The sequence below is a fragment of the Saprospiraceae bacterium genome (assembly GCA_016713025.1).
Classification (GTDB): Bacteria; Bacteroidota; Bacteroidia; order Chitinophagales; family Saprospiraceae; genus OLB9.
This window is the reverse complement of sequence record JADJPZ010000002.1, coordinates 672,621-681,478: the sequence shown is the minus strand read 5'-3', so window position 1 is coordinate 681,478 and position 8,858 is coordinate 672,621. Positions and strand designations below refer to the sequence as shown.

General features: G+C 34.3%; 6 protein-coding genes. 1 reads left to right on the top strand and 5 read right to left on the bottom strand.

Annotated features, from left to right (window positions below):
* The 5 genes from IPK35_03045 to IPK35_03025 all read right to left on the bottom strand — a co-directional run.
* The coding region (locus tag IPK35_03045) for an ATP-dependent DNA helicase RecQ (GenBank protein ID MBK8052273.1) at positions 1-2,982 on the bottom strand (2,982 nt) is incomplete at its 3' end.
* A gap of 4 nt (positions 2,983-2,986) precedes the next feature.
* Positions 2,987-3,628: an alpha-ketoglutarate-dependent dioxygenase AlkB gene (locus tag IPK35_03040; GenBank protein ID MBK8052272.1), complete on the bottom strand. Its 642-nt coding sequence runs from the start codon at positions 3,626-3,628 to the stop codon at positions 2,987-2,989.
* A 314-nt stretch (positions 3,629-3,942) separates the two neighbouring features.
* A complete protein-coding gene (locus IPK35_03035) occupies positions 3,943-4,713 on the bottom strand; it encodes an aminoglycoside 6-adenylyltransferase (protein MBK8052271.1) in 771 nt (256 codons plus the stop codon).
* A 210-nt stretch (positions 4,714-4,923) separates the two neighbouring features.
* A complete protein-coding gene (locus IPK35_03030) occupies positions 4,924-5,070 on the bottom strand; it encodes a hypothetical protein (protein ID MBK8052270.1) in 147 nt (48 codons plus the stop codon).
* An 84-nt stretch (positions 5,071-5,154) separates the two neighbouring features.
* A complete protein-coding gene (locus IPK35_03025) occupies positions 5,155-6,840 on the bottom strand; it encodes a tyrosine-type recombinase/integrase (GenBank protein MBK8052269.1) in 1,686 nt (561 codons plus the stop codon).
* 1,305 nt (positions 6,841-8,145) lie between these two features.
* Here IPK35_03025 and IPK35_03020 point away from each other — a divergent pair.
* Entirely contained in the window at positions 8,146-8,856 is a 711-nt protein-coding gene (locus tag IPK35_03020) for a transposase (GenBank protein MBK8052268.1), read from the top strand.
* Positions 8,857-8,858 lie beyond the last annotated feature (2 nt).

Sequence of the window (8,858 nt, the reverse complement as noted above, 5' to 3'; positions counted from 1 at the left end):
CGTAGCTAAAGCAATTTTTTTATCTCGACCTGCTCGACCTGCTTCTTGAATAAAGCTTTCAAGCGAGCTGGAATAGTTCATATTTACAGTAAAACGAACATTAGGTTTGTCAATCCCCATTCCGAAGGCCTTTGTAGCAACCATTATTGGTAATTTGTTATCCCTAAATAATTCTAAATTTTCAAATGAAGCTCTGTCTATTTCGTCAGCATCTTCATCATCTCCACTTCCCATAAAAGTGCCAATCTTAGGAGTGTATTCTTTTAAAGAACTTGCATTTTCATTTACCGAAATGCCTGTATTGTTTTTATGAGGACAAAAAACTATGCCTGCTTGTTGATATTCATTACTCGTAGTGTAAAAGTCAATAGGAAAGTCAACCTTTAAATCCTTTAAATTTATTCCGTCATTATTTTCTTGTGTGTTTTGCCTTTCGTTGAATTGTGTTTTTACTCTTTTTATTGATGTTTCTGTTTGTAATTCATTTGCATACGAGGAAACTAAATAAACATATTTTTTTAAAAATTCCTTCTTGAAATTATATACAGCCCATTTATCGCTGATATTTACAGCTTTGCCTAAAGAAGTATCTAGCAAGCCATTTTTGTCGAAGAATTTGTCGGGTTCATATTCGATTGGTACTTTTTCAATCTTATATTGAAGTTCCAATCTGTTTGTATTTTCATATCTCACAATTGTATCAGAATCCAAAGCAAAAGCACCGTTACCTGACAATTCACGTTCAACATCAGCAAGTACGTCAAAGGAAGCTGTTGCAGTTAATCCAAACAATGTTAATCGCTTATCCTTGTTTTTAGGCAACACATAATTATATAGGTTACGCCCTAAATGTAAATATGAAAACGGAAATCGTGCCCCCCATTCTGAAACGCAATGAACTTCGTCTATAACTCCGTATGCGAAGTATACATTCATATCTCGCATTGTTTTCAATCGTTCACGAAACTTGTAAATACATAAACGTTCTGGCGAGAGAAAAACAAATTGCATTTGAGAAGATTCCATTTGCCTTTCTCGTTCGTCTTTTTCTTGCAGGGTCAACGTTGAGTTTATGAAAGCACAAGTATCGATTCCTATATTTACAAGGCCGTCATATTGGTCTTTCATCAATGACCTTAACGGGTCAATAATAAGCGTTACACCTGGTTGCAACATTGCAGCCAACTGATAAGTTAGAGATTTGCCACCGCCTGTTGGTAAAAGTCCAATTACACTCTTGTTTTGTAACGCTCTGTTTAAAATGGGAAGCTGACCTTGTCGAAAATCTTCTTTGCGAAAAAGTAATTGAACGAAGTACTTTAGGTGTAACTTGTTAGTTTCAATATCTTCATAATTACCTTGCGTATCTCTTGTAACTAATGGTTTATATTGAATTGTATCTGATGTATAAATATGCCTTTGATTTCTTCTTGTTTTTGCTGAGCGGATATTGAAATAACAATGATTTTTGCACTTGAACTCGCTAAAAGTCGGCTCTTTTTTATCTTCTATTATAGCTATTGAAATATCTATGACTAAATCATAAACTTTGCTTTTTTGTTGAGATGTCGCATTAGTAACGGGTTTTGTATTTAAGTGTAATGGTGAATTCAAATATTCCTGCGAACCAATTATTTCTAGGTTCACCTGTGGAAATTTCATTGTTTCAAAGTCAAGACTTAATGATGTTAGATTCTCGAACATTTGCTTTAAGTCTTCAAAAGCCATTGCGGCACAAGGAACATCATTTTCTTTAACTAGAACATTCCATTGACTTTGTTGAATATCTAATTTATCAGTAAGAATTGCTTCAATAATTGTTTTCTGAAGACGGGCAATTGCAATGGGCGATTGCGTTAATTGTAAATTGTTTGGGTCAACATTTTTGTTTTCAAAAATGATTGACCCAAAATCGTTATGTTGAAGTTGGTTACCAAAGCTCTGAAATTGATTTTCAATAAATGGGCTGGCTTTGGTAGGTAAACCCCTTGTAATAATATTGTTGAGAGCTGCTAAAATTGGATTAACATCTTCATAAACGCTTGCTCCAATGTCAAACGGTGCAGAAACTTCAAAGTCAGATAATAGGGATAAATTAGCCCGTTTGTCTTTAAAGCAATCTAAATAATATCCTGCGTGAAATTGTACCGCTGGATAATAGTCGATAGGAATATAGTAAATCTTGCCTTTTTCAAATTTGAAAACTTTTAGCTTTAGAGTATATTTTCTAAAAACATCTTTACCGTGTGCATCTTCGGCTAAAAGATTTAATTTGTTTTCACTTTGCTCAAAATCAGAAAATACTGGTGGCAAATCGAAATAATTGTAGAAAGCATCTAATCTGTGGCTTCGTCCTTCAATCAATGGACTTACACAGAAAAAATAATGTTCTCCGCTAACGTTTTCGCCTACAAGTTGAGCTAATTTCTTTAAGTCAATTTGCGGGACATCAAGAATATTTGAGAAAAAATGAATCGTAATTGATTGATTCGTTTCTATATCTGTTTTTTCAACATCGTCTAAGTATTTGTTTACGAGTTGAATTTTAGTTTCGTCTTTGATGTAAACGTTTGTGTGCAGTTTTGCTCGTTCTAACGCTTTTTCAGATGGCTCAATTAAAATAACTTTTTTTGTGTTGTTAGGTATTGCTTGACTTTTTAGAAAATCAAAAAAGCAAACAGTTGCCAAACCTTGGCCACAACCCCAATCTACAATGGCTATATCAGTATTAAAAACTTCCTTTGGATTGCGAATTGAAGATAAGGCCTTTTGGATTTTAGCTTCGTGCATATTTCCATATGAGAAAATATATTGACACATTAGTTCGTGTGAATCCAATAAATCAACTCCTTGATTTAGATTCTGCCAAAAACTATCTCTCTCACTTTTTGAAAAGTGCGACAATGCATCATTAGAAATTTTTCTAATTTGCTGAAAAGTCGGATTTTGTAATGACTTTATTTTATTTGCGTATTCTCTCATAAAGTCATTGCAACTTAATCACTCTAAAAGTTAGGTTTATTCTTTCGTTTACAACTTTACTTGTTTTAGGTACTTGGTGTTGCCAAAAGTGTTGCAGTTCTCCTTGCATTATTAAAAGACTTCCGTGTGTTAATTCAATTTCTAACTTTTCTTTGGTTTTAATGTGTCTTAGTTGAAACTTTCTTGTTGCTCCAAAATTTACAGAAGCAATAACTGGATTTATTCCAAGTTCCTTTTCAGCGTCAGTATGCCAAGAAATAGAATCGTTTCCACTTCTATAACGGTTAAGCAAAACGCTATTAAATTGAACTTTTGACAAAGGTTCAATCTTGTCTTTTATTTCAAGAAGCTCTCTTGTCCAAACTTTTGGTGCTAATGTTATACCTGAAAATGAATAAGGTTTGTCATTATCACCATACCACGCTGTCAAACGATGGAAGTTCACTTGTTTCCCATACATATTCATTGATTCTTGTTTCCAATCAATGTTTTCTTTTAGATTTTGTAAGTACAAATCACTTTCTTTTTTTGAAAAAAAATCTTGATAGAATAAGTATTCCCCGTTTTCAATCTTTGTTAAACCAGACTTTATTTTATCGTTAGTCAAAGAAGGTATAATATTGCCAAATAGGTCTCTTTGTTCCATATTCGTTATTGTTTTACTATGAGATTTGTGCGTTGGGGCAAAAGCAAATGTGCTGCATTGCGTTGGCTTTGTGCGTGGGGATGCAGCTCTTTTGATTTTGCTGAAGCGTTGGCATTTCGTCTTTCATTTTTTATGTTCGTTTATTGTTGGTCGTGTCGTTTTTTAGGGTGAGGCATAACGGTCAAGTATAAGCGTAGTGCGGGATTTCGGAGCAATTCACTGTCCGCCCACCACAAAGTTTCTTAGGAGCAAAAATGCTCAAATTTAGCAGTTCAGCCCGCATTACGCTTATACAATGTTGGCGGTAGTTTTTTTTATTCAATTCTCCTTAATACCCCCTTTAATTTTGCTTCAACTCCAAGATTATCAAAAAGTTTTTCAGTCAATGTTAATGTCTTCTTGAAAGCTGTTTTAATATCTGTCGGATCTAATTCTGATGTTGTCTCCTGAAATAACGAATACCAATCTGGGTCTATGTCTTTTTCCAAGCTTTTTGTTGGACTTTCCCAATGTTTGGTTTGGTATGTTTCAATTCTTATTAACCAAAGTAAATATTTTTGAACATTTGATAAGCTTTGGTAAGCGTGAGCAAATTCCTGTCGTTTAATTAAGTTGCTTGTTGTAAGTAAAACATTCAACAATGATTGGCTCAACCACAGGATATTTTCATTTGTTGTTCGATCAGGTACTTTAGTTTTTATTTCTTTGAGCGTGTTAGTCAATAAATCTTCTTTATCTACTAAAATCATCTTGTCAAAGTCGCTAAACTCTACCAAACCGTCCCACGATTTGATAACTTCCATTTGGTCGTTTGTCAAAAAATGAAACTCCCCCCTTATCATATTTTCAAAAATGGCAACTTCACTTCCATACTCGTTGGTAAAATATAATGCCAAAGGATGAATTTGGCTTACCCAATTTTCAGCGGAAAATTTTTCTTTATCCTTCAAGAAGATGTAGAATTCAATATCTGAATATTTGTCCCCTTCATTTTTGGTAAATGACCCGTACATAAATACGGCAGAAATATTTTTATCATTTTGAGCTATTGACTTTGTTTTGTCAATCATTTGTAACTGTGTCATTTTCTAATTTTTTAATATTAACAATCGCCCTTTCTACTTTGCGTATTAAAGGATATTTCAATTCTTATTCTATCTTACAGTTACTTATAGCTTCATTTTCTTGAATGTTTTTCGTTGTTAATTGTTTCTTCAAATTACCGCCAACTTATTAATCTGCGTCATAAAAATATATTTTTTTATCAAAACGAACTAATTTTTGTAATTTTTTATCTAAAAAGGTATAGCTACGCCCGCCAAATCTATGATTTGATGGTAGTAGCTCATGTCTTTTTTAAAAATTTTCTCCTGCTGTATTGACTCATATCTATATACTTGTCCGGCATATATGCCGTATGTCCTGTGCCACGCATACCACATGGGGCTTGATTAGGAAACAAAAAATATCATCAGCTTAGTATTGCCTCCTTCTTTGTCTATAGATATGTGGGTCTGACCCTGCTTTCAGGGCTTTTTTACAGATAGATTTAAACTATCTAAAGGGCTCTGCACATTGGCTACACTTTGTGTGGTGACATGAGTGTAGATCATGGTCGTTTTTATACTGGCATGCCCCAACAATGCCTGTATATAAGGTAACTGCACACCAGTGTCCATCAGGTGCGTCGCAAAACAGTGCCTCAGCGTGTGTGGACTTACTTTTTTAGTGATTCCCGCTTTTTTAAGAGCATTTTTTACAACATTTTGTACACTTCTGGAAGAATACTGTGTCCTTCTGTCCTGGCCTTCTATGAGCCACATTTGTGGCATATATTCATCGCAATATATACGCAATAGTTGTTTTAAGGTTTGGGAAAGCATCACGATCCTGTCTTTATCTCCCTTACCGCTACGTATGATGATTTGATTTCTATCCCACCACACATCATTCATTTGTATATAGAGCAACTCATTAAGCCGTACTCCGCCTCCATACAGTAAATAAAGTAAGCATATATGCTTGACATTTGCAAGACTTTGTAGGATGTTATTCGTTTCTTCAGTGCTTAGTATTTCGGGCAGATGAAATCCTTTTTTAGGTCTTACCAGTTGTTCTATCTTTAAGTCTTGACGGTATATGACCTTTTGATAATAATATTTGATGGCATTTATCGCTGTGTGGATAGTGCTTACAGCTATTTTTTTACCGGACAGGTGGCTTAGATATTGATTGATAGATGATTCATTTGCTTTTGCAATATTTTGTTCTCCGTGATATTTTGCAAATTTTACAATTTCAGGTGTGTATGTATAGATCGTGCTCCAGCTATTGTTTCTCCTGATCATGGCATCGGTATATTGTTGTAGCAATGTGGAGTATTCTTGAGGATATTTCGCTATCAGGCAAGATTGTTTTTCCTGATTACACAGATCCTTTTTTTTATATTTTTCCCATTTTTGATATAGACGATTGATCACTTTTACTCCTTTATTTGTATAATGGTTTTGTATCGACGAGATGAGTAATTCAGTATTTGGCAATAACCATCTTTTAAATTCCGGATCATAGCTGGTCTCTGGTATTTGAGTGATAAAATGAGTATCATTGGCATATCCCTTCAACTTTACACATATTTTGTCTTTGTATTCAGGGGTACTATATATTTCTATTATCTTGGGATCAGCAGTAGTCATTATAAGTCCATATATGTGTGTATAAGTATCAGGTGACCAATAGTTAAAGTAAGTTTGTAACTTACAAAGGTTTTCAGCGTTGCCACCGACACTCCACAGTTTTTGATTTTTGTTCCAATATGTACCTGAAAGAGATTTTACCAAAGCAATATCATCGATTTGATAGCGCATTTTGATCCAAAATCGTTGATTGCTATACCTTATCTCAACGGGATTGGCAGATAAAGTTTCTTTTTTTTCGGGTACTTCAGGTTTTTGATGATTGGAAGAAGAAGATACTTGTTGTATTACATCAAGATTCATTTGATTTCCTGAGGCATTAATATTTTTTGGTATACCACTTGATATAAAGGCCTTGTAAGCTTCATGTGTATAGGGTATATACCAGCATCGATGGGTTTTAGTATATTTCACTTCAGGCAATTGGCGAATGGCAGCATATATAGTGGCATCCCGTTCAAAATCGATACGTATTTTTTTTTCGCCTCTATGAATCAAAGGTGATAATGTGATCATATCTACATTAAATTTTGGGCAAAAGTCAGCACGTTATTTTCATTTATTCGTTTAATTAACGTGTATATACGTTTGTAGACGAATAATTTTATCCTATATATTGTTAACAATCATTTTTGAAATTCTTTTTTCAATTTTTACCTGAAGCCCAAAAATCTAATTAAAAAAAGTGGGCAGGTGGAAATAAAAACATTCGAATTATTGGACCATAACACAGGATGGTTGTCTTATGCCTTTTTGTCTTTAGCTTAAAAGTCACTGGAGACGGTAAAAATATAAGTGAGTGGTTTTGCATAGCAAAAAATGATTGAAAGATTTCAATCTTTATCAAAGGAACCGACCACCAATTTGGTCGGCATGAAAGCCGTATTTTTGAAAATGAAAATAGCAAATCTAAAATAACACATAAACATATTTAAAGCAATGATGTCTATGGCGAGCCTGCCTACGTAGTCAGGAAGGGGTAGCAAGGAAGAAAATTTGAATTTGTACAGTTTGTTATCCACATATAATCACAGTGTGTATAACAATTTGCACTTTTGTTGAAAAAAATTACTTGATAGCATTTGCCTCTACTACCCCCAACCCCTCAAGGGGTGAGCAGCGCTAATATTGAAAGCATTGGCGTGGGTCGTCCCTTCAGAGCCTGCCAAGCTATGCTTGGGAATGATGGTAGCGAGGGAATTTTAGTTATTTTGCAATTTGCTATCCACATATATTCACTAGTGTGTATAACAAATTGCACTTTTGTAAAAAAATTAACTAGTGGCATTTGCCTCTTCTTACCCCCAACCCCTTATATGTTTGCATTTTAAAAATTAATGGTTTCAAGATAAACAAATAATTTATAACTTGGCGGTTGAAGGGGAACACCCCTTGATACTTAGATATCGTCCTTTAGTGTCCCTTTCGCCAAGCTTAATCATGAGGTATAACTTGATACATTGATATCGTATAATATAAGGGAATGTAAGGCTGACATTTTTTAACACATTTTAAAGTAATTTATGTATGAAAGTTGGATTTGAGGACTGGACGCAAGTAAAGGTTATTGTGATTTCAGTTTAATTTCGAAGGGTAATGAATTTACTAATCGCAGGATGAATTTTATTGATAATCAATCCGGTCTTGATGAACTCAAAAAGTCTTATCACAGGCACTTTTGTCTATTGATAAAATTTATTTGGCTATTGAAAGTACCGGTGGGTATGAAAACAATTGGTATAATCAATTGGTAAGTTTTGATAAGCGAATCATCATGTTCAGGATTAATCCGTTGCGGACACATCATGAGTCAAAAAGAATATGCATCGCAATATTAATGACGCCATCAGTAGTGAAATTATAGCTAGGCATGTATCTGAAAATTATGAGGAACTAGAGAAAGCCAAGCCTAGATCCTTACATTTTTATACTGCGAAACAGATGCACAAAACTATACAAGGATTTATTAAACAAAAGACGAGAAATATCAACCAACTTGAGAAAGTAGTGTATAGTTGTATTCCTGGTCTTTTAACTTTTAGTAAAAATGGCATGCCAAAATACATGTATAAATTACTTCAAAAGTATCCATCAAAGGCAAAGATATTAAATGCGAAAACAGCTTCTTTGGCTAAAATCAAAGGGTTAACCATGGAGAAGGCTGAGGCCATCCAAAAAGCGGTGAAGCTAGATTCAGGGTCGGGTAATACGATACTTACTGAGCTAAATATTAAAACATTGGCCCAAACTATTAACTTATTCTCCACCCAGATCAAAGAACTTCAATCAGAACTTGCTAAACACGGAGCCAACGACTTAGCGGATTTATTAGTCACAATTCCTGGTTGCGGCATCGAGTCAGCAGTGTCATTAAGCATAGAAATAGAAGATATAAATCGATTTAACAGTGCCGCATCACTTTGTTGCTATTTTGGAGTACACCCAGAAAACCATACAAGTGGTGATATATCAAAGAAACCTAAAATGAGCAAAAAGGAAGTAGTTCATATAGGGGTACAATATACATGGTAGCT